Below are 18325 nucleotides of genomic sequence, written 5' to 3' on the forward strand. Positions count from 1 at the left end.
GTCATATGGTCTGGCGTATGCGTGTGGCATGGATAGGCACCGGAATCATGGGCGAGCCCATGGCCAGGCGGGTCCTCGCGGCCGGCCACCACCTGACCGTCTTCAACAGAACCCCGGCCCGGATCGAACCCCTCGTGGCGGCGGGCGCCACCCCGGCCGCCTCACCCGCCCAGGCCGCCTCGCAGGCCGAGGCGGTGGTCACCATGCTCCCCTACCCGAAGGACGTCGAACACGTCCTCGGCGAGGTGCTCGGCGAAGCCGCCCCCGGCACCGTCGTGATCGACTGCTCCACCTCCTCACCCGGCCTGGCCCGCACCCTCGCCGAGCGCGGCCGCGAGCGCGGCGTCGCCGTACTGGACGCCCCGGTGAGTGGCGGGCCGCCCGGCGCGCGGTCCGGCACGCTCTCGGTCATGGCCGGCGGCGACGCCGACGCCCTGGAACGGGCCCGGCCGGTGCTGGAGGCGTTCGCCGCCACCCTGGTCCACCACGGCCCGCCCGGCACCGGGCAACTCGCCAAGCTCGTCAACCAGACCCTGGTCGCCGGGGTCACGCTGGCGGCCTGCGAGGCGTACGCGCTGGCCGAGCACGGCGGCCTCGACCTGGAGAAGGTCCACTCCTCGGTACGGCCCGGCGTCGCCGGCTCCCCGCTCCTCGACTTCCTGTGGGCCAGGCTCGCGAGCGGCGACCTCGCCCCCGGCTTCAAACTCGACCACTTCGTCAAGGACCTCCTCCTGGCCGGGGACGCCGCCGCCCCCCTCCGCCTGCCCGGCCTGGACGCCGTGGTGGCCGCCGCCGAGGCCGTACGGCGGGAGCACGGCGGCCACCACGGCACGCAGGCCCTCGTGCGGGCCGTGGAGCACCCGTGATCGTCGACTCGCACGTCCACGTCGGCACCTGGAAGTACCCCCGCCTGGAGACCTACCTGCCGGACATGGCCGAGGCCGGGGTGGACGCGGCGGTGCTGGTGCAGTTCGTGGGCAACACCGACAACGCCTACCTCGCCGAACGCGCCGAGCCGGGACGCTTCGCCGCCGTCGCCATGGTCGAGACCGGCACGCACGGCGCCCCCGCCCACGTCGCCCGCCTGGCCGCCACCGGCCGCTTCGCCGGGGTCCGCCTGTGGGCGGCGACCCGCTCGCCCGGCCCCGACCCGCTGGCCGTGTGGCGGGCGATCGACGCGGCCGGGCTGGTCGCCAGTGTCAGGGGTCCGCTGGCCGACCTCGCAGAGCCCGCCTTCGCCGCCCTCCTGACCGAACTCCCCACCCTGCGCGTCCGGCTGGAGCATCTCGGCTTCACCACCTACCCCGACGCGGACCGCGCCCACTTCGCCCGCTTCCTCGCGCTGGCCGAACGCCCCGGTACCTACACCATGTGGGCCGGATTCCACGCCAACAGCGGGCTGCCGTACCCCCACCCGGACGCCGACCCCTTCCTGCGCGACGCCGTCGCCGCCTACGGCGCCCGCCGCGTCACCTGGAGCGGCGACTGGAACCGCCCGGACCCCGGTCCCGGCGACTACGCGGCCGCGATCGGGCACGTGCTCGACCGCCCCTACCTGGACGCCGACGACCACCGCTGGATCCTCGGCGGCGCGGCCGCCGAACTGTTCGGCCTGACCGGGGCGGCGGCGTGAGCGTCCGGATCGGCGTCGTCGGCCCCGGCGCCATCGCCGAACGGCACGTGGCCGCGCTGGCCGGGGCGGGCGCGCAGGTGGCCGCCGTGGCGGGCCCCGACGAACGGCAGACGCGCGCCTTCGCCGAACGGCACGGCATTCCCGCCCGCTACCGCACCGCCGACGACCTGTACGCCCACCCGTGGCTGGACGCGGTCGTGATCGCCTCTCCGCACGAGCACCACGCGGCCCAGACGATCGCCGCCCTGCGCGCCGGCCTGCACGTGCTCTGCGAGATCCCGGTCGCCCTGTCCCTCGCCGACGCCGAGCGGGTGGCCGCCGTGTCCGCCGAGACCGGCAGGCACGTGGCCGTGGCGCACACGCTGCGCTTCTGCGCGCCGTACCTGAAGGCCCGTGACCTCCGCCTGGACCTGCGCCACGTGGTCGCCCGCACCCTCATGCACCGCCAGAGCGACCACGGCGTGGACGGCCGCCCGCGCGCCTGGACGGACGACGTGCTCTGGCACCACGGCGCCCACACCGTGGACGCCGCCCTCTGGCTGCTCGGCGCGGACGCCGCCGCCGTCCACGGCACGCGCGGCGACCCGTGGGCGGGCAGCGGCCGGCCCATGGACGCGGGCGCCGTCCTGCGCGTCCCCGGCGGCGGCCTGGCCACGATCGCGCTGTCCTACCATGCGCGCCTGCCCGCCCGCGACCTGACGCTCATCGCCGAGGAGCGCACCCTGCGCCTGACCGGCGGGCGGCTGCTCGACCACGACGGCACCGTCCTCGCCGACGGCGGCGCGGACATGGAACGCGACGGCCTCGACCGCCAGGACCGCGCCTTCCTCGCCGCCGTCGCCTCGGGCCGACGCCCGGAATGCGCCGTAGCGGATGTCCTGCCCGCCATGCGGGTCCTGCACGAGTGGGGAACACCATGAACGAACTGGCCCGGATGACCGCCCCCGAGGCCGCCGACGCGGTCGCGGCCGCGACGGTCGCGCTGCTGCCCATCGGTGCGACCGAGCAGCACGGCAACCACCTCACCCTGGAGACCGACTACGCCATCGCCGACGCCTTCGCCCGCAGGCTCGCCGCCGACCTCGGCGCTGCCGCCGTGCTGTGCCCGGGACTTCCGTACGGGCTGTCCGAACACCACCTCGGCTTCCCCGGCACGCTCACGCTGCGCGCGCAGACGCTGCTCGGCGTGCTGCGCGACGTCGCCGAGTCGCTGGCGGGGGCAGGGGTACGGCGGGTGCTCGTCGTCAACGGGCACGGCGGCAACGTCGACGCCGTCCGGCTGGCCGCCCGCGACCTGCGCCGCGACCACGGCGTGGTCATGGCCCACCTCATGTGGGCGGGCCTGGCCGCCGACGTCATAGGCGGCCTGATGACGGGCGAGCGGTACGGCCACGCGTGCGAGGGCGAGACCTCCGTCGCGATGGTGCTCGCGCCGCACCTGGTCCGCCCCGAGCGGATCGGGACGGCGACCGTGCCGCTGCCCGTCCTCCCGCACGCCGCCCCGGCGACGCCGCACGTGGACCTGCCGCTCGCCTACCACCTGCTGTCCGACACCGGCGGGCTCGGCGACCCCTCTCGCGCCTCCCGCGAACTCGGTGAGAAGATCGTGGACACGGCCTACGGCAGAGCGCTGGAGTTCGCCCGCGCCTTCGCCGCCGAACCTCGGGAGAGCACATGCGCGTCCTGGTAGCGGGCGGTTCCGGCGCGGTCGGCGCGCTGGTGCTGCCCGGCCTCGCCCGCCACCACGACCTGCGCGTGCTCGACCTGGCGCCGCCCCCGCTGCCGGTCGAGCACGTGACCGGCAGCGTCACCGACCAGGACGCCGTACGGCGCGCGGCCGCCGGGCAGGACGCCCTCGTCTACCTCGCCATGGGCCGCAAGTCCGGCTGGCGCGACGGCCCCGACTGGACCGCCAGCCACTTCACCGTCAGCGTCACCGGTCTGTTCCTCACCCTCGAAGCCTGCGCGGAGGCGGGTGTCAGACAGGTCGTGTACGCGGGCAGCATGTCCGTCTACGACGACTACCGGGGCCACGACTACGCGGCCGACCCGGAACCCGACGCCACCGACGCCTACGGCCTCAGCAAACGCCTCGGCGAGCAGGTCTGCGAGGCGGCGGCCCGCCGCCACGGCCTGTCCTCCGTGTCGCTGCGCCTGGTCGGACCCATGACCGACGAGGAGTGGCAGGCGTCGGACGACCCCCTGGTCACGGCGGGCAGCGACGTCGCCGCCGCCTTTCTCGCCGCGCTGGAGCGCCCGAGGCCGGGCGCCCGCGCGTACACGATCAGCGGCGACCATGAGCGCCGCACCCTCGACTGGGCGCCCGCGCACCGCGACCTCGGCTGGGAACCGCGCGCCCGCAGACGCTGAGACCTGCGGACGCTGAGACCTGCAGACGTTGAGAGCCGTGGACGCCGGGAAGGGGCGTCAGAGCTTGCGGAACGTCCGCGCCTCCGCCGCCGCATCCAGCACCTGGCCGATCGGGGCCCCCGAGCCCGCCGTCACGGCGGCGGCGACGGCCCCCTCCACGAACGGCGCGTCCGCCAGCACCACCCGGCCCGGCTCCTCCAGCAGCCGGGCCGTCAGCACCGAACTGCCCAGATCGGGGATGAGCACCACCCCGTCACCCTGGTCCACCGCGCGGACGGCCGCCTCGATCCGGTCGTAGCTGGTGCCGAGCCCGCCGTCGTCCGCGCCGCCCGCCGCCGCCACCGGCACCCGCGCGCCCGCGATCCCGCGCGCCAGCGCCGCCGCCTCCTCCGCCAGCCCGGCGCTGTGCGCGACCAGTACGATCCCCACCATCCTCAGCCACCGCCCCACTCGTCGGCCACAGTCTCCAGCGCGCCCACCAGCAACGCCGAGGACGCCGCCCCCGGATCCTCGTGACCGACGCTGCGCTCGCCCAGATAGCTGGCCCGCCCCTTGCGGGCGAGCATCGGCACGGTCGCCGCCGCCCCCGCGCGGGCCGCCGTCGCCGCCCGCCCGAACACCTCGGCGGCCGAAAGTCTCGAAATTTCCGGAAATTCCAGAGACCCCGAGAGCCCTGGGGGCGCCGGGAGCCCCGAGGGCGCTTGGGGCCCCGTCGCGTCGGTGAGTGCCCTGGCGGCGGGCCAGAGCGCGTCCAGCATCGTCTTGTCGCCCTCCGCCGACCTGCCGAGCCGCGCCACCGCCTCCACCCCGGTCGTGAACGCGGCGGCGAACTCCGCCGGTGACGCCTGCGCGCCCAGCGCCGCGCCCATGGCGCGCAACAGTGATCCGTACAGGGGGCCGGAGGCGCCGCCCACCTTCCTGATCAGCGTGGTGCCCGCCGTCACCAGCGCGTCCGCCTCGGGGGCCGCCGCGAGCGCCCGCCGTACCTCGGCGAAGCCGCGATCGAGGTTGGCGCCGTGGTCGGCGTCGCCGATCGCGGCGTCCAGCGCGGTCAGGCGCTCCCGCTCGGCGGCCACCACCCGCGCGCACTCCGCCAGCCACGCGGCCGGGAAGCCCGCCCGCATCAGCGTCCCCACCGCAGCCCCGGGGTCTCGACGGGCGCGTCCCACAGCCCCGTCAGCCGCTCGTCCACCTGGCACACGCTGACCGAGAAGCCCTGCATGTCCAGGCTGGTCACGTAGTTGCCGACCAGCGAGCGCGCCACCCGGGCGCCCTTGCCGCGCACGTACGCGGCCACCTCGGCGAACACCACGTACAACTCGATCAGCGGGGTGCCGCCCATGCCGTTGACCATCACCAGCAGGTCGCCGCGCAGCGGCAGGTCGCCGTCGACCGCGTCCATCGCCACCTCCGCGAGCTCCCGGGCCGGAGCGTGCGCTCGCCTGCTGCGACCCGGCTCGCCGTGGATGCCGATGCCGAGTTCCACCTGGTCCTCGGGCAGGTCGAAGGTCGGCCGTCCCGCCGCCGGGACGGTGCCGGAGGTGAGCGCGACGCCGAACGACCGGCTGCGCGCGCCGACCTCCTCCGCCGCCCGCCGTACGTCGTCGAGCGGTGCGCCCTGCTCCGCGAGCGCGCCCGCGACCTTCTCCACGAACAGCGTCGCGCCGGTGCCCCGCCGGCCCGCCGTGTACAGCGAGTCCTTGACGGCCACGTCGTCCGCCACGACCACGCTCGCCACCCGCCCGCCCTCGCGGAGTTCGGCGGCCAGCTCGAAGTTGAGCACGTCACCGGTGTAGTTCTTGACGATGTGCAACACCCCGGCGCCGCGCTCGGCGAACTCCGTCGCGGCGAGGATCTGATCCGGCACCGGCGAGGTGAAGATCTCGCCTGGGCAGGCCGCGTCGAGCATGCCGTACCCGACGAAGCCCGCGTGCAGCGGCTCGTGCCCGGAGCCGCCGCCCGAGACCAGCCCCACCCGGCCGGCCTCCTTGGGCCGCGACCGGCGGACCACCTGACCCTCGACCAGCAGCGACGGATGCGCGGCCGCCATTCCGGCCAGCGCGTCCGCCACCACGGACCCGGGAGCGTTGATGAGCTTCTTCATGGTCACCAACCTCTGCCCGATCGCGCCCGGAGGCAAGCACCGGCCGACCTAGGCTACGGTTCGGGCATGGCTGAGATCGTGTACCCGCCGGTACTCCTGCTGGCGCGGACCCTCTTCAAGGTGATGGACTACCGCTTCCACATGGAGGGCACGGAGAACGTTCCGACGAGCGGCGGCGCCGTGCTCGTCAGCAACCACATCAGCTATCTCGACTTCATCTTCGCCGGGTACGGGGCGCTGCCGGCCAAGCGGATGGTGCGCTTCATGGCCAAGCAGGACGTCTTCGACCACCGCATCTCCGGGCCGCTCATGCGCGGCATGCACCACATCCCGGTCGACCGGGGCGCCGGAGCCGGTTCGTACGCGACCGCGCTGCGGATGCTGAAGGCCGGGGAGATCGTCGGCGTGTTCGCCGAGGCCACGATCAGCCGCTCCTTCACCGTCAAGGAGATCAAGAACGGCGCCATCCGCATGGCGCAGGCCACCAAGGTACCGGTGATCCCGGTGGCGCTGTGGGGCAGCCAGCGGCTGTGGACCAAGGGCCGCCGCAAGGAGCTGACCCAGCGCCACGTGCCCATCACGATCCTGGTCGGCGAGCCCATGTACCCCAAGCGCGGCGAGAACGTCGACGAGCACACGGCCACGCTCCACACGCGCCTGTCGGAGCTGGTGGACCGGGCGCAGCGCACCTACCCGGAGCGTCCCCAGGGCGTGTGGTGGCAGCCCGCGCACCTCGGCGGCACCGCGCCCACCCCCGAGGAGGCCGCCGCCATGGACGCCGAGGAGGCCGCGCGCCGCGCCAAGGCGTGAAGCCTGGCTTATGCGGGCCTGTACCCCCTTTGCGCCTTGCATCTGCGAAGGGCTAACGTGGGTCCGTGTGACGACCTTCCGCATCAGTGAGGCCGCCGCCCTGCTCGGCGTCAGCTCCGACACCGTCCGCCGCTGGGTCGACTCCGGCAAGCTGGCCGCCGACCGTGACGAGCACGGCCACCGGCTGGTCGACGGCGCCGACCTGGCCGCCTTCGCCCGCGCCCAGATCGGCGCCGAAGACGGGGCCGCGACCTCCTCGGCCCGCAACCGGTTCCGGGGCATCGTCACCGAGGTCATCCGCGACTCCGTGATGGCCCAGGTGGAGATCGCCGCCGGACCCTTCCGCGTGGTCTCGCTGATGAGCCGCCAGGCGGCCGACGAACTCGGCCTCGAACCGGGCGCCGTCGCGGTCGCCGTCGTCAAGTCCACGAACGTGGTCGTGGAGATCCCCCAGTGAGGAGCCCATCCGTGTTGAGACGCCTGACCTGCGCGCTCGCGCTGGCCGTCACTGTGACTGCCACTGTGACCGCCTGCGGCGGCACCACCGCGACCCCGTCCGCATCCCCCGCCTCCTCGGGCACCGCCGCCGCCACCGTCACCGTCTTCGCCGCCGCCTCGCTGACCGGCACCTTCACCGAACTCGGCAAGACCTTCGAGGCCGCCAACCCCGGCACCACCGTGAGGTTCAACTTCGGCTCCAGCGCCACCCTCGCCCAGCAGATCACGGAGGGCGCGCCCGCCGACGTGTTCGCCGCCGCCAGCCCCGCCACCATGAAGACCGTCACCGACGCGGGCCTGGCCGCCGCGCCGGCCACCTTCGTCCGCAACAAGCTGCAGATCGCCGTGCCCGCCGAAAACCCGGCCAAGGTCGAGTCCCTGAAGGACCTCGCCGACCCCGAGGTCAAGGTCGCCCTGTGCGCCCAGCAGGTGCCCTGCGGCGCCGCCGCGATCAAGGCGCTCGGCGCCGCAGGCGTCAAGGTCACCCCCGTCACCCTCGAACAGGACGTCAAAGCCACCCTCACCAAGGTCGAACTCGGCGAGGTCGACGCCGCCCTCGTCTACAGGACCGATGTGATCGCCTCCGGCGGCAAGGTCAAGGGCATCGACTTCCCCGAGGCCGAGCAGGCGATCAACGACTACCCGATCGCCGTCCTCGGCAAGGCGCCCGCGGGCGCGCAGGCCAAGCGGTTCGTCGACCTCGTCCTGTCCCCGCAGGGCAGGGACGTCCTGACCAAGGCCGGGTTCGAGGGACCCTGATGCGCACGTCCGGCCGGCCGCCGTGGATCCTGCTGGTCCCCGCCGTCGCGGGGCTCGCCTTCCTGATCCTCCCGCTGGCCGGACTCCTCGTCAGAGCGCCCTGGTCGACCCTGCTGCCGAGGCTGGCCGAACCGCAGGTGCTGGAGGCGCTGCGGCTGTCCCTCGTCACCGCCACCGTCGCCACCGTCATCTGCCTGCTGCTCGGGGTGCCGCTCGCCTGGCTGCTGGCCCGCACCGACTTCCCCGGCAGGCGGGTGGTGCGGGCGCTGGTGACCGTACCGCTGGTGCTGCCTCCCGTCGTCGGCGGCGTCGCGCTCCTGCTCGTACTCGGCAGACGCGGCATCGTCGGGCAGTGGCTCGACTCCGCCTTCGGCATCACCCTGCCCTTCACCACCGCGGGCGTCGTCGTCGCCGAGGCGTTCGTGGCGATGCCGTTCCTCGTGATCAGCGTCGAAGGGGCGCTGCGCGCCGCCGACCGCCGCTACGAGGAGGCCGCCGCCACCCTCGGGGCCTCCCGCTGGACGGTCTTCCGCCGGGTCACCCTGCCGCTCATCGCCCCCGGTGTCGTCGCCGGAGCCGTACTGTGCTGGGCGCGTGCCCTCGGCGAGTTCGGCGCCACCATCACCTTCGCCGGCAACTTCCCCGGCCAGACCCAGACCATGCCCTTGGCCGTGTACCTCGCCCTGGAGACCGAACCCGAGGCCGCCATCGTCCTCAGCCTCGTGCTCCTCGCCGTCTCCGTGATCATCCTGGCCAGCCTGCGCGACCGGTGGGTGAACAGCCCATGACCTTCGGTGCTCCGCCTCCTCCTGCGGGTGAACGGCCATGACCCTCGACGCCCGCCTGCTCGTCGTCAGGACCGGATTCACCCTCGACCTCGACCTCAAGGTCGCCGCCGGGGAGGTCGTCGCCCTGCTCGGGCCCAACGGCGCGGGCAAGACCACCGCGCTGCGCGCCCTCGCCGGGCTCACCGGCCTGTCGCCCGGCTCGCACATCACCCTCGACGGCCGCCCCCTGCACACTCTCGCCGCCGAGCGGCGTCCCGTCGGCATGGTCTTCCAGGACTACCTGCTCTTCCCCCACCTGTCCGCGCTCGACAACGTCGCCTTCGGGCCCCGCTGCCACGGCGTCGGACGGGCCGAGGCGCGGCGCGTGGCCGCCGAACTCCTCGACCGCGTCGGCCTGGCCGCCCACGCCGCCTCCCGGCCGCGCCTGCTGTCCGGCGGGCAGGCGCAGCGGGTCGCGCTCGCGCGGGCCCTCGCCGTACGGCCCGGCCTGCTCCTCCTCGACGAGCCGCTCGCCGCGCTCGACGCCCACACCCGGCTGGAGATCCGCTCACAGCTGCGGCGGCACCTCGCCGAGTTCACCGGCGCCACCGTCCTGGTCACCCACGACCCCCTGGACGCGATGGTCCTCGCCGACCGGCTCGTCGTCATCGAGTCGGGCGGCGTCGTGCAGGAGGGCACGCCCGCCGACGTCGCCCGCAGGCCCCGCACCGACTACGTCGCCCGGCTCGTCGGACTCAACCTGTACCGTGGCACGGCCTCCGGCCGGCGCGTGACGGTCGGGTCGCACGTCCTGACCGTCACCGAGGACCTGTCCGGGCCGGTGTTCGTCGCCTTCCAGCCCGCGGCCGTCGCGCTGTACCGGTCCCGCCCGGACGGGAGCCCGCGCAACCTGTGGCAGGCCCGCATCGAGGGGATCGAACGGCACGGCGACAACGTCCGGGTGCATCTGGACGGCGACCTGCCCGCGTTCGCGGACGTGACGCCCGCCGCCGTCGCGGACCTCGACCTGACCCCGGGCGAGCACGTCTGGGCCTCGGTGAAGGCCACCGAAACCCACGCCTACCCGGGCGCGTAGGCGGGTTCAGGCCGAAGGGCGGGCCTTCTGCTGGTAGTGGAGGACGGCGGCCACACGGGGGTCCAGGCGGCTGCTCCTGGTCAGTCTGAGTTTGGCGAAGATGCTGCGGATGTGCTTGTGCACCGCGCCACCCGTGACGACCAGCCGATCGGCGATGGCCTTGTTGCCGAGACCCTCCGCCATCAACGACAGTACCTCGCGCTCCCGTACGGTGAACCCCTCCAACGGGTCGCTGCGCCGGGTGACCAACTGGGAGATGACCTCGGGCCCGATGGCCTTCCCGCCACCGGCCACCGTTTTGAGGGCGTCGACGAACACCTCGACATGACCCACTCGCTCCTTGAGCAGATATCCGACCCCGCCCCCGCCGCTGGCCACCAGGTCGTCGACGAAGGCCGCCTGCACGTCGGCCGACAGGAGCAGAACAGCCAGACCGGGATGAAGCCGCCGGGCCTCGACCGCCGCTCTGATGCCTTCGTCGGTGTGGGTGGGAGGCAGGCGCGCGTCCACGATCGCCACGTCGGGTTCGCAGGCCAGCACCCCCATGAACGACTTGGCATCGGGTACGGCCGCCGCCACCTCGAATCCCCTTCCGGTCAGCAGCAACGCCAGCCCCTCGCGCAGGAGCGCGTCATCGTCGGCGATCACGATGCGCACAGCGGCTCCAGGTCGGTCGCGGCCAGGGGGACGTCACGGTGGTTCAGGTCGTCTGGCATGAAAACGGTTCTAGCGAAGTCGGAGTTTCGGTTCGGTTGCGTCAGCGCCGGCCACGGGCGCGCCGGACCGTCTTCCGACGGTCCGGCGCGGCTGCTCAGCGCTTGACGAGTCCCGGCGGCTGGTGCTTGGCGCAGGCCGCTTCCGCCTTCTTCAACCGGGACGAGCCCGGCGTGACGCCCTTCGGCAGCAGGATGCCGCCCCGCTCGGGGCTCACCAGGCCGGGCACCCCGTTGGCCCGGATGCAGGCGACGTACTTGAGCCGCGCCTTCGACGACCACGGGTCCTGGCCCTCGGAGAGGGCGACCTTGGGCGGGAGGAACTCGGCGCACCGGTCCGCCGCCTTCCGGAAGTCCGCCGAGCGGGGGTCGGGCAGCCCCGGCCTCTCCTTCAGGAGCTTTCCGGGCTTCGGGTCGGGGAAGCCGGGCAGGCCGTTCTCACGCATGCAGTCGGTGAAGTCCGGCAGGCCCTTCGGCGGCTCGGCGGGCGCCGGAACACCCGGGACGCCCGGGGGCGCGGGGTCGGCCGGGGGAGCGGCGGACGCCGTGCTGCCGCCGCCGATGACGACGGCGAGGGCGAGGACCCCGGCCGCGCTCGCGGCGCGCACCGGGAACGTGCGGTTGAGGATGCTTCGCATGTTCTCTCCATGGTTCTGGGGATCTGACACCCCGATTTCTATGGAATCCCGGGTTTCGGCACGGTTTCATGCGCGGACGTAACGCTGACGAAACACCTCGCGAGAGAGCATGACGATGTCCTGACGACCCTGGCCAAGGGATGAAAGCCGATGAGAGTGCTCGTGGTGGAAGACGACGAGGAGACCGCCCGTACGGTCGCCGTCGGCCTGCGCCGTACCCGTATGGCGGTGGACGTGGCGTTGGACGGGCCGGGAGGACTCGAACGCGCCCTCTGCAACGACTACGACGTGATCGTCCTCGACCGGGACCTGCCCGGCATGCACGGCGACGCCGTCTGCGCCGAACTGGTGGCGGCCGGCTGCCGGAGCCGGGTGCTCATGCTCACCGCGGCGGCCACGACGGAGGACCTGGTCGACGGCCTCGGCCTGGGCGCGGACGACTACCTGCCCAAGCCGTTCGACTTCCCCGCGCTGGTCGCCCGGATCGGCGCGCTGGCCCGCCGTGCCCATCCGGCGGTGCCGCCCGTGCTCAGGCACGGCGACCTGGTGGTGGACACCGCCCGCCGGACGGCCGGCCGGGCGGGACGCACGCTGGAACTGGCCCCCAAGGAGTTCGGCGTCCTGGAGCTGCTGCTGGCCTCGAACGGCCGCGCCGTCTCGGCGGAGGAACTGCTCGAACGGGTGTGGGACGAGGCGGCCGATCCGTTCACCGGCGCGGTCAAGGTCACCATGAGCCGGTTGCGCACCAAGCTCGGCGACCCCCCGATCATCGAGACCGTGCCCCGTCTCGGCTACCGGATCTGAGCCGGTCGTGCGCCTGCCTCGCCGTACCGTCCGGTTCCGGCTGACCCTCCTGTACGGAGGGCTGTTCCTGGCCTCCGGCGCCGCGCTGCTGGCTGTGACGTACGTGCTGGTCAAGTACGCCATGGACAGCACTCCCGTGAAGGCTCCCGCGCCCGGCGACCTGGGGGTGAGGGCCGACCCCGGGATGGGGGAGATGCTCTCGGTCCTGCCGCCCGAGGAGGTGGAGTCCCAGAAGGCCGAGGTGTTGCAGCAGCTCGTCGGCGCGTCGGGGATCGCGCTGGCGCTCATGTCGGGTCTCTCGATCGTCCTGGGCTGGGTCGTCGCCGGACGCACCCTGGGCCGGATCAGGACGATCACCGCCACCACCCGCGACATCTCCGCCACCAACCTGCACCGGCGGCTGGCGCTGGACGGCCCCGCCGACGAGCTGAAGGAGCTCGGCGACACCATCGACGCGCTGCTCACCAGGCTGGAGGACGCCTTCCGGAGCCAGCGCCGGTTCGTGGGCAACGCCTCGCACGAACTGCGCACGCCGCTGAACCGGCAGCGGGTGATCGGCCAGGTCGCGCTCGCCGATCCGGAGGCCGGCGTCGAGTCCCTGCGGGCCGCGCACGAGCGCATCCTGGTCGCGGGCGAGCAGCAGGCGCGGCTGCTCGAGTCGCTGCTGACGCTGTCGAGAGGGGAGGCGGGGCTCGACGTCCGCGATCCGTTCGACCTGGCGGCGCTGTGCCAGGAGGTGGCCGGTGCCAGGGAGGCCGAGGCGGCGGCGCGCGGACTGGTGATCCGCGCGCAGGTCGGCGCCGCCGTGGCGAGCGGGCATCGGGCCCTGGCCGAACGCCTGGTCGTCAACCTGGTGGACAACGCCCTGCGGCACAACGTGCCCGGCGGCTGGGTGGAGGTCGGTGTGCGGACCGCCGCCGGGTCCGCTGTCCTCACCGTCGAGAACTCCGGCCCGCTCGTGCCGCCGGACGCCGTCGAAGGGCTCTTCCAGCCGTTTCAGCGGATGGGCGCCGCCCGCACGGGGGAGGGGCTGGGCCTGGGCCTGTCCATCGTGCAGGCCGTCGCCGCCGCGCACGACGCCGCCGTCACCGCCGTGGCCCGCCCGGGGGGCGGTCTGTCGGTCACCGTGGCCTTCCCGCCCCAGAACGCCTGAGAGGACGTGTGGCCTACCCGCCCCTGAACGCCTGAGAGGGCGGCGCCGTTCCGGCGCCGCCCTCTCCTCGCTCGCCCGGTGACGCGGGCGAGCCTCTGATCACTCGGTGGCGCAGCTGAGGCCGGCGAAGACGGCCGCGGACTCCTGGACGGCGGTGCCCGCGCGCTCCTTGAGAAGAGACGGCCCGTCGCCCTCCGGACGCGGCGCCTCGCTCGGCAGGTTCGCCGGAGGCGTGGGCAGGACGTCCTTCAGCCCAGGGGCGGCGCCGTCGCCCGCATCGGCGCCGGTGTCGTCCGAGGCGGAGTCGGGGACCTCGATGGTGATGCCGTGGGTGCCGTCGGACCTGGTCACCCGCTTGATCGTGACCGTGGCCTCGTCGGTGAACTCGAACAGTTTGCCCTGGCTGGTGACACAGTTGACGTCGGACGTCTCCGATGCCAGCGCCGAGCTCGCGAGCGGCAGCGCGAGGATCAGCCCGCTCACCGCTCCCATCGCCACCAGGCGTCGTCGGAACATGAACTCTCCTTAGTTCGAAGGGGGGCAGTACGTCGATGATCTGCGAGGGCCGGGGCGGCCGGAATCCCGCCTGCTGCCGAGTGCCGGTAGCGCACGTCGTACGGGTGGTGCCCGTGCTACCGGGATCGGGCAGTGCACGGGATCGCCGAGGCGGCAGGCGCCGCCTAGCATTGTCGATCACGAGCTCGCCGGGCGATGCGCGATGCCGGCCGATGGCCGTACCCCCCGCAGTGATGACCGCTCTCCGCGCTGTCAGCCGGGGCCCTCGACGCTCGGCGAACAATCCTCAGGTGGCCTGACCCGGCTGCGGCCTTCCGCCGTCCGCCTGCCACCTCGACCGACCAGAAAGAGAACCGACGTGAAGACGACTCTCGCCGCGAGCGCGCTGCTCGCGCTCGCCACGCTCACCGCGCTCAGCGCGCCGGCCGCAGCCGGCGCCGACACCCAGGGCACCTGGTGGCGGGTCGAGACCGTGTCGATCCGTACGGCCGACCAGCAGGCGGGCAGCGGCGCCAACCGCTACTGGCTCGACCACCGGCGCGCGGGCAGCCTGTGGCTGAGCAAGGACGGCAGCGGATGGACGGGCTCGCGCCAGCTCGCCCCCCAGCCGCACTCGCCGCAGGACACGGCGGCCTGGAAGCGGGACGGCGCGCCGCTCGCGCCGAAGCTGAAGGACTTCGACTACGCGGCGAAGACCGACCCCGGGCAGATCGTGAAGAACACCTCGGGGCAGGAGTTCGGGGTACTCGACGGGCTGACCTTCGCCGAGTTGCAGGCGCTGCCGGTCCAGCCGGGCGCGCTGAAGGAGAAGCTGCGCTCCCTGCTGGCCCAGAAGAAGGCGAGCCCCGAGGAACTGGACTGGGAGATCACCGGCGCGCTCGCCGACCTGCTGTACAAGGCGCCGGTGCCGCAGCCGGTGAAGCTAGCCGCTTTCGAGGCGTTCAAGGCCCAGCCCGGCATTCAGCAGCTCGGCACCGGGACGGACGCCCTGGGACGCGGCGGTCTGAAGTTCGTCGCCAAGACGGCCGACCCCGAGGCGTTCAACGAGGAGTTCACCGACGACTTCGGCGACGCCGAGCCTGAGGGCCGGGGCGAGGGCCACATCGTCCTCAAGGACTCGGTGTCCGGCAAGCCGTGCCTGCCGCCCGCGCCCAAGGATCTGCCCACGCCCAAGGGCCTGAAGGACGTGAAGGAGACCAAGGACACCAAGGGCCTCAAGGACGTCAAGGAGACCAGCGACACCAAGGGCCTCAAGGACGTCAAGGAGACCAGCGACACCAAGGGCCTGAAGGACGTCAAGGAGACCAAGGAGGGCCTGAAGGACGTCAAGGACGTGAAGGAGGAGCCCGGCCTGTGCCCGGCGCCGAAGCCCGGCGCGCCCAAGCCCGCCACGTCCACCGAGACGGGCAGTGTCGACCTGGCCCAGGAGTTCATCATCGACCCGAAGACGGTCTCGCTGCTGGCCTCCCGGCTGAACGTCACGAAGGACGGCAAGCCGGTGCCCGGCCGGAACGTGGAACTGCTCGTGAAGCAGGCCGGTTGGACCAGCGCCAAGCCGGTCGCCCCCACCTCGGGCTGATCCCTACCGCCGCCGACCGCCGTATGGCCGGTCGGCGGCCTTGTGGTTTCCGCGGGTGGTTTCCGCGGGTGGTTTCCGGGCGCGGCTCACATGGCCGCTGAGAAGTTGTGGGCGCGGACCCCGGCCAGCAGCCCCGCCGTGTGCTCGTTGTTGAAGCGTCGCGCCGGGTCCTGGTGCAGCAGGCCCTCGATCAGCGGACGCAGCATGCCCGCCCGGCGCGGCGACGGGAACCCGCCCGCCCGCGCCATCGCCAGTACGGTCGCCGCGTCCTGCCCCGGGTACGGCGGCTGCCCTTCGAGGGCGCTGTAGAGGGTGGCGCCGAACGACCACATGTCGGCCTCCTTGGTGGCGGCGCCGCCGTACAGGCGCTCCGGGGCCATGAAGGCGGGGGTGCCGCGCAGACGGCGGGAGGTCGTGGTGCGGATGTCGCCCTCGGCGGTGGCGATGCCGAAGTCGGTGAGGACGACGCGGTCGCCGGTGAGCATGACGTTGGCGGGTTTGACGTCGCGGTGCAGCACCCCGGCGCGGTGGGCGGTGCGCAGTGCGGCCAGCAAATGCTGGCCGATGGCCGCGACGGACTGCGCCGGCAGGGTTCCGACCTGCGAGAGGAGCTGGTGGAGCGAGAGCCCGTCCAGGTACTCCATGACGATCCACAGCTTGCCGCCCTCTTCGAGCAGGTCGTGGACGGTGACGATGTTGGGATGGGTCAGACCCGCGGCCAGGCGCGCTTCTCGCAGCACCCGTCTGCGCACGACCTCGGCCTCGCCGGCCAGCGTCAGCTCCTTGAGGGCAACCTCTCGGTGGAGGAGCTGGTCGAAGGCCCGCCAGACGACTCCCATGCCCCCACGACCGGCTTCCTCGCCGAGGAGGTACCGTCCGCCGATCTCCCGCATGCCATCCCCTCATAGGTTGGGATAAATCATGTCATCTGAGCGCAGGGGTAAGGGTACCTAACGTGATCTGGATCTGCCGCGATTGACGGCATTGCGGGTCAGTGGAACGGAAATGTGATCGCGGGGGACATGCATGATCCACACGGCCGCGACGATCGAGACGGCGGTGGCGCCGTAGAACACCGCGGGCAGTCCGGCCTGTTCGCCGACGACCCCGGCCAGGGCGGCGCCGACGGGCTGACCGGCCGTGCCGAACAGGCGGTAGGCCGCGTTGACCCGGCCGAGCAGGTCGCCCGCGATCAGCCGCTGGCGGGTGGCGACCACGAGCACGTTGCCCGCCGCGCCCACGAGGCCGAGGAGGAAGGCCGTGGGATACAGCGCCCACACGCTCGGCACGGCGACCGGCACGACCAGCAGCAGGCCGCTGAGCAGCCAGGCGCCGACGAGCATCGTGCGCTCGCCGACCCGGCGGGTGACCGGCTCGGACAGCAGCGACCCGGCGACGGCGCCCACCGCCAGCACGGTGATCACCGGCCCGTACGCCGACGGGGCCAGCCCGAGCCGCGACCCCGGCCCGACCACCCACAGGACGAACACGGCGAAGTAGGCGGCGCCCGCGAAGTTCATCAGACCGGCTGAGATCGCCAGAGTCCGCAGAAAACGGTGCCCCCACAGCAGGCGCACCGCCTCGGCGATGTCGGCCCGTACAGAGCGAACGGGGGCCGTGTGCGGCCGGTCCTGCGCCGGCCGGAAGACGCCGCGCATGCCGAGCAGGAGCGCGCCGGCGGCGCCGTACAGGAGTCCCGAGGTCCCGAAGATCGCGGCGGGGGCCACCGTGACGAGGATCCCGGCGACCGGCGAGCCCAGGAACTCGTTGCCGAGCATCTGCGCCGTCTGCACCCGCCCGTTGGCCTTGACCAGTTCGCCGTGCCCGACGGTCATCGGCAGCACCGACTGCGCGGACAGGTCGGCGAACACCTCGCACACCCCCGCCAGCAGGAGCGCGACGAGCATGACCGGGAGCCTCAGCGTCCCCGTCGCCGCGAGGATCCCGGTGGCGGCGAGGACCAGGGTCCGCCCGGCGTTCGCCGCGACCATGATCGTCCGCCGGTCCATGCGATCGGCCAGCGCCCCGGCGAGCAGGGAGAACAGCAGCCAGGGCAGGGTCGCCGCCACGCCGACGAGCGCGACCTCGGACGGCGAGCGGGTGAGGGAGACCGCCAGCAGGGGAGCGCCGACCTTGAGCACTCCGTCGGCGAGGTTCGACAACGCGGTGGACGACACGAGGAATCGAAAACTCCGCAAGCTCCGCACCCGCGCTCCTGTAGTGTGTGAAGAAAGATGTGCATAGTTTTCTTTGCAAAGATAGGTCTGCACATGACAGGACGCAAGTTCTCCGCGCGCACCCTCGACCCGGGCGCTCTCAAGTCGTTCGCGCACCCGCTGCGGCTGCGCATGTACGAGGAACTGGAGCGCTCGGGCCCCTCGACCGCCACCCAACTGGCCGCGCGGCTCGGCGAGAACACCGGCGCCACGAGCTACCACCTGCGCGAGCTCGCCAGGCACGGCATGATCGAGCAGGCCGAGGGCCTGGGCAGGGGCAAGGAGAGGTACTGGCGGATCGTCCCGGGCGGCTTCAGTTACGGCTCGGCCGGGGCCGGCGACGACGAGGAGACCAAAGGCGCCCTGCAGGCGCTCGTCGACGACCTTCTCAGGCAGCGCGCGGAGGAACTCGCCCGCTGGACGCGCGAGCACGACCCCGGCTCGGCGTGGACGGCGGCGGGCGGCCTCGGCCGTCGCGCCCTGCGGCTCACCCCGGAGGAGACCGCCGAGATGCGCGACGCGGTTCTCGGGATTCTGCAGACGTACCGCACGATGTCGGACGAACGGGAGATGGGCCGCCCCGCGCCCGGCACCGCCCGGGTGATCGTGCACTTCGACGTGCTGCCGCAGGAGCCGTGACCGTCCGTCGCGATTCGCGCGTGGTGATCC

Annotated in this window: 22 protein-coding genes; 14 read left to right on the forward strand and 8 right to left on the reverse strand. The window is 73.1% G+C overall.

Translation table 11 applies throughout. From position 1 onward, the window contains the following. Nucleotides 1-5 precede the first annotated feature (5 nt). From ABD120_RS12435 to ABD120_RS12455, 5 genes are read left to right on the forward strand one after another with little or no spacing between them, the layout of a single operon-like run. A complete protein-coding gene (locus ABD120_RS12435) occupies nt 6-866 on the forward strand; it encodes an NAD(P)-dependent oxidoreductase (protein WP_343949955.1) in 861 nt (286 codons plus the stop codon). Next, complete coding sequence (locus ABD120_RS12440; RefSeq protein WP_343949956.1) at nt 863-1633, forward strand: amidohydrolase family protein; 771 nt, start codon at nt 863-865, stop codon at nt 1631-1633. The genes ABD120_RS12435 and ABD120_RS12440 overlap by 4 nt, the downstream gene beginning before the upstream one ends. Beyond that, the gene (locus ABD120_RS12445; RefSeq protein WP_343949957.1) at nt 1630-2553 is read left to right on the forward strand and encodes a Gfo/Idh/MocA family protein; all 924 of its coding nucleotides are present in this window, start codon (nt 1630-1632) and stop codon (nt 2551-2553) included. Before ABD120_RS12440 ends, ABD120_RS12445 begins: the two co-directional genes overlap by 4 nt. Continuing rightward, on the forward strand, nt 2550-3323 hold the full coding sequence (locus ABD120_RS12450; protein ID WP_343949958.1) for a creatininase family protein: 774 nt from the start codon (nt 2550-2552) through the stop codon (nt 3321-3323). The genes ABD120_RS12445 and ABD120_RS12450 overlap by 4 nt, the downstream gene beginning before the upstream one ends. Next, a complete protein-coding gene (locus tag ABD120_RS12455) occupies nt 3308-4003 on the forward strand; it encodes an NAD-dependent epimerase/dehydratase family protein (RefSeq protein ID WP_343949959.1) in 696 nt (231 codons plus the stop codon). The genes ABD120_RS12450 and ABD120_RS12455 overlap by 16 nt, the downstream gene beginning before the upstream one ends. Before the next feature lie 57 nt (nt 4004-4060). Here ABD120_RS12455 and dhaM read toward each other — a convergent pair whose 3' ends face one another. Genes dhaM through dhaK form a run of 3 tightly spaced genes read right to left on the reverse strand, consistent with a single transcriptional unit; the run spans nt 4061 to nt 6107 of the window. Beyond that, entirely contained in the window at nt 4061-4435 is a 375-nt protein-coding gene (dhaM, locus tag ABD120_RS12460; RefSeq protein WP_343949960.1) for a dihydroxyacetone kinase phosphoryl donor subunit DhaM, read from the reverse strand. 2 nt (nt 4436-4437) lie between these two features. After that, complete coding sequence (dhaL, locus tag ABD120_RS12465; RefSeq protein ID WP_343949961.1) at nt 4438-5139, reverse strand: dihydroxyacetone kinase subunit DhaL; 702 nt, start codon at nt 5137-5139, stop codon at nt 4438-4440. Beyond that, on the reverse strand, nt 5127-6107 hold the full coding sequence (gene dhaK, locus ABD120_RS12470) for a dihydroxyacetone kinase subunit DhaK (RefSeq protein WP_343949962.1): 981 nt from the start codon (nt 6105-6107) through the stop codon (nt 5127-5129). Before dhaK ends, dhaL begins: the two co-directional genes overlap by 13 nt. Before the next feature lie 66 nt (nt 6108-6173). Between dhaK and ABD120_RS12475 the strand changes: the two genes are divergently transcribed. The 5 genes from ABD120_RS12475 to ABD120_RS12495 all read left to right on the forward strand — a co-directional run bounded on the left by ABD120_RS12475 (nt 6174) and on the right by ABD120_RS12495 (nt 10037). Further along, nucleotides 6174-6917, forward strand: coding sequence for a lysophospholipid acyltransferase family protein (locus ABD120_RS12475; protein ID WP_343949963.1), 744 nt, complete (start codon nt 6174-6176; stop codon nt 6915-6917). Between the two features lie 67 nt (nt 6918-6984). Beyond that, nucleotides 6985-7374, forward strand: a complete 390-nt coding sequence (locus tag ABD120_RS12480; RefSeq protein WP_343949964.1) for a TOBE domain-containing protein — start codon at nt 6985-6987, stop codon at nt 7372-7374. 14 nt (nt 7375-7388) lie between these two features. Beyond that, complete coding sequence (gene modA / locus ABD120_RS12485) at nt 7389-8174, forward strand: molybdate ABC transporter substrate-binding protein (protein WP_343950005.1); 786 nt, start codon at nt 7389-7391, stop codon at nt 8172-8174. Next, nucleotides 8174-8962, forward strand: coding sequence for a molybdate ABC transporter permease subunit (gene modB / locus ABD120_RS12490; protein WP_343949965.1), 789 nt, complete (start codon nt 8174-8176; stop codon nt 8960-8962). The genes modA and modB overlap by 1 nt, the downstream gene beginning before the upstream one ends. 37 nt (nt 8963-8999) lie before the next feature. Continuing rightward, nucleotides 9000-10037 carry an ABC transporter ATP-binding protein gene (locus ABD120_RS12495; protein ID WP_343949966.1) on the forward strand — a complete coding sequence of 346 codons (1038 nt, stop codon included), beginning with the start codon at nt 9000-9002 and terminating at the stop codon, nt 10035-10037. Nucleotides 10038-10043: 6 nt separating this feature from the next. Here the strand turns inward: ABD120_RS12495 and ABD120_RS12500 are convergent, their stop codons facing one another. Together ABD120_RS12500 and ABD120_RS12505 are read right to left on the reverse strand one after the other, a co-directional pair. Further along, nucleotides 10044-10694: a LuxR C-terminal-related transcriptional regulator gene (locus ABD120_RS12500; protein ID WP_343949967.1), complete on the reverse strand. Its 651-nt coding sequence runs from the start codon at nt 10692-10694 to the stop codon at nt 10044-10046. 154 nt (nt 10695-10848) lie between these two features. After that, nucleotides 10849-11388, reverse strand: coding sequence for a hypothetical protein (locus ABD120_RS12505; protein WP_343949968.1), 540 nt, complete (start codon nt 11386-11388; stop codon nt 10849-10851). Between the two features lie 150 nt (nt 11389-11538). Between ABD120_RS12505 and ABD120_RS12510 the strand changes: the two genes are divergently transcribed. Both ABD120_RS12510 and ABD120_RS12515 read left to right on the forward strand, forming a co-directional pair. Continuing rightward, complete coding sequence (locus tag ABD120_RS12510; protein WP_343949969.1) at nt 11539-12192, forward strand: response regulator transcription factor; 654 nt, start codon at nt 11539-11541, stop codon at nt 12190-12192. A gap of 7 nt (nt 12193-12199) precedes the next feature. Continuing rightward, nucleotides 12200-13345, forward strand: coding sequence for a sensor histidine kinase (locus tag ABD120_RS12515; protein ID WP_343949970.1), 1146 nt, complete (start codon nt 12200-12202; stop codon nt 13343-13345). Nucleotides 13346-13444: 99 nt separating this feature from the next. Here ABD120_RS12515 and ABD120_RS12520 read toward each other — a convergent pair whose 3' ends face one another. Next, nucleotides 13445-13861 (reverse strand): hypothetical protein, encoded by a 417-nt coding sequence (locus ABD120_RS12520; RefSeq protein ID WP_343949971.1) that lies wholly within the window; start codon nt 13859-13861, stop codon nt 13445-13447. A gap of 358 nt (nt 13862-14219) precedes the next feature. On the opposite strand from ABD120_RS12520, the gene ABD120_RS12525 reads away from it, so the two are divergent. Next, the gene (locus ABD120_RS12525) at nt 14220-15440 is read left to right on the forward strand and encodes a hypothetical protein (protein ID WP_343949972.1); all 1221 of its coding nucleotides are present in this window, start codon (nt 14220-14222) and stop codon (nt 15438-15440) included. 86 nt (nt 15441-15526) lie between these two features. Here the strand turns inward: ABD120_RS12525 and ABD120_RS12530 are convergent, their stop codons facing one another. Together ABD120_RS12530 and ABD120_RS12535 are read right to left on the reverse strand one after the other, a co-directional pair. After that, nucleotides 15527-16333, reverse strand: coding sequence for a serine/threonine-protein kinase (locus ABD120_RS12530; RefSeq protein WP_343949973.1), 807 nt, complete (start codon nt 16331-16333; stop codon nt 15527-15529). 57 nt (nt 16334-16390) lie between these two features. Then, nucleotides 16391-17647: an MFS transporter gene (locus tag ABD120_RS12535; RefSeq protein ID WP_343949974.1), complete on the reverse strand. Its 1257-nt coding sequence runs from the start codon at nt 17645-17647 to the stop codon at nt 16391-16393. Between the two features lie 63 nt (nt 17648-17710). Here ABD120_RS12535 and ABD120_RS12540 point away from each other — a divergent pair, with 63 nt between their 5' ends. Further along, on the forward strand, nt 17711-18295 hold the full coding sequence (locus ABD120_RS12540; RefSeq protein ID WP_343949975.1) for an ArsR/SmtB family transcription factor: 585 nt from the start codon (nt 17711-17713) through the stop codon (nt 18293-18295). Nucleotides 18296-18325: the final 30 nt, after the last annotated feature.

The sequence above is a fragment of the Nonomuraea longicatena genome (assembly GCF_039525605.1).
Lineage (GTDB): Bacteria > Actinomycetota > Actinomycetes > Streptosporangiales > Streptosporangiaceae > Nonomuraea > Nonomuraea longicatena.

Bases quoted from the DNA above. Each gene is read 5' to 3' on its own strand.
- ABD120_RS12495 (WP_343949966.1), top strand. From the start codon at position 9,000: ATGACCCTCGACGCCCGCCTGCTCGTCGTCAGGACCGGATTCACCCTC.
- dhaK (WP_343949962.1), bottom strand. From the start codon at position 6,107: ATGAAGAAGCTCATCAACGCTCCCGGGTCCGTGGTGGCGGACGCGCTG.
- ABD120_RS12475 (WP_343949963.1), top strand. From the start codon at position 6,174: ATGGCTGAGATCGTGTACCCGCCGGTACTCCTGCTGGCGCGGACCCTC.
- dhaM (WP_343949960.1), bottom strand. From the start codon at position 4,435: ATGGTGGGGATCGTACTGGTCGCGCACAGCGCCGGGCTGGCGGAGGAG.
- ABD120_RS12505 (WP_343949968.1), bottom strand. From the start codon at position 11,388: ATGCGAAGCATCCTCAACCGCACGTTCCCGGTGCGCGCCGCGAGCGCG.
- ABD120_RS12520 (WP_343949971.1), bottom strand. From the start codon at position 13,861: ATGTTCCGACGACGCCTGGTGGCGATGGGAGCGGTGAGCGGGCTGATC.
- ABD120_RS12455 (WP_343949959.1), top strand. From the start codon at position 3,308: ATGCGCGTCCTGGTAGCGGGCGGTTCCGGCGCGGTCGGCGCGCTGGTG.
- ABD120_RS12435 (WP_343949955.1), top strand. From the start codon at position 6: ATGGTCTGGCGTATGCGTGTGGCATGGATAGGCACCGGAATCATGGGC.
- ABD120_RS12530 (WP_343949973.1), bottom strand. From the start codon at position 16,333: ATGCGGGAGATCGGCGGACGGTACCTCCTCGGCGAGGAAGCCGGTCGT.
- ABD120_RS12510 (WP_343949969.1), top strand. From the start codon at position 11,539: ATGAGAGTGCTCGTGGTGGAAGACGACGAGGAGACCGCCCGTACGGTC.
- ABD120_RS12450 (WP_343949958.1), top strand. From the start codon at position 2,550: ATGAACGAACTGGCCCGGATGACCGCCCCCGAGGCCGCCGACGCGGTC.
- ABD120_RS12540 (WP_343949975.1), top strand. From the start codon at position 17,711: ATGACAGGACGCAAGTTCTCCGCGCGCACCCTCGACCCGGGCGCTCTC.
- modB (WP_343949965.1), top strand. From the start codon at position 8,174: ATGCGCACGTCCGGCCGGCCGCCGTGGATCCTGCTGGTCCCCGCCGTC.